1 protein-coding gene is annotated in these 1,278 nt (G+C 34.4%); it reads left to right on the top strand.

The genetic code is table 11. From position 1 onward, the window contains the following. The first annotated feature begins 226 nt into the window (after window positions 1-226). Window positions 227-1,225 (top strand): IS110 family RNA-guided transposase, encoded by a 999-nt coding sequence (locus tag EV197_RS16950; protein ID WP_130287997.1) that lies wholly within the window; start codon window positions 227-229, stop codon window positions 1,223-1,225. The last annotated feature ends 53 nt before the right edge of the window (window positions 1,226-1,278 follow it).

Here is a 1,278-nt window from a genome sequence, read left to right as displayed (position 1 = left end):
TTCTTTTTATTTTCTTTGTTGATAACCTCATTAATTGTGGATAACAGCCCAACCGATAAAGGTGAATTAGGAGCGCCGCAAAGTTTATAGACTTATCCCCCGATTAAATCCTTTATCGGTTATTTCTGAATCAGCATCAAATGGAAATTCAGGCTATTAGGCCTATTATCAGGGTTTCGATTGTAATTCAGTTCCTTGGGCCAGTTATCTTTAAAGATTTTGCCTTATGAAGAAACAAAAATTTTCTCACTTTATCGGTATTGATATTGCTAAATTAAGCTTTGATGTAGCAGTTTTGAGCAGCTCAGGTAAGACAGATTCTTACATTTTTGATAACACGAAAAAAGGAATCAAAGCCTATTTAAGATTGCTTAAAAATCAAAAAATCGAATTATCCGAATGTCTTATTTGTATGGAACACACAGGTATTTATGGTAAACTCATTATTACATCACTGGTAGAAAAACAAGCCAATATCTGCGTAGAAATGTCTCTTAAAATTATGAGAAGTCTTGGTCTTCAGCGTGGCAAGAATGACAAAATAGATGCTATCCGTATTGCCAGATATGCCGCTAAAAATTATGCCGAGTTAGAATTATATCAACCCCTGCCTGAAATCTTGGATCAAATCAAGACCTTGGTTACTATCAGGGAAAGATTGGTCAAAAGTAAAGCTGATTTAATGAAATACCCTAAAGAACTTGAACACTTTGCTCCGGAGCTTGGTAAATTGGCTAAAAAGAATATTAAGAAATCCGTAAAGACTTTTTCAGACGAAATTAAAAGAATAGAAGGAGAGATTCGTAAACTTATTTTATCTGATGACAGGTTGCATAAAACCGTGGATTTAGCTAGTTCTGTAACAGGTATAGGAACTTTTACAGCCTTATATCTAACGATATACACCAACTTCTTTACAAGATATTCAAACCCAAAACAACTAGCGTGCTATTGCGGTGTAGTGCCTTTTGAGTACTCTTCCGGAACAAGTATACACAAAAAGGCAAGAGTGCATCATATGGCCAATAAACTGCTTAAAAAACAACTACATTTATGTGCGCTGGCTGCATTGACACATGATCCGGAACTTAAAGCTTATTATAACAGAAAAGTCAAAGAAGGTAAATCTAAAATGTTAGTGATAAATAATATCAGAAATAAACTCATACACAGAGTCTGTGCAGTTATAAAAAGGCAGCAGCCTTATCAAAAAGCTGCTGCCTAAATCATATATAATTTTAACTGTTTTTTATTTGGTTTTAACATGGAAATCGGGGG

This window comes from Aquimarina brevivitae, from assembly GCF_004216895.1.
Taxonomy (GTDB): Bacteria; Bacteroidota; Bacteroidia; order Flavobacteriales; family Flavobacteriaceae; genus Aquimarina; species Aquimarina brevivitae.
The sequence above is the reverse complement of the archived record's forward strand: the minus strand, read 5'-3'. Positions and strand labels throughout refer to the sequence as shown.

Excerpts from the sequence above, each read along its gene's own strand:
- EV197_RS16950 (WP_130287997.1), top strand. The coding sequence starts at position 227 with ATGAAGAAACAAAAATTTTCTCACTTTATCGGTATTGATATTGCTAAA.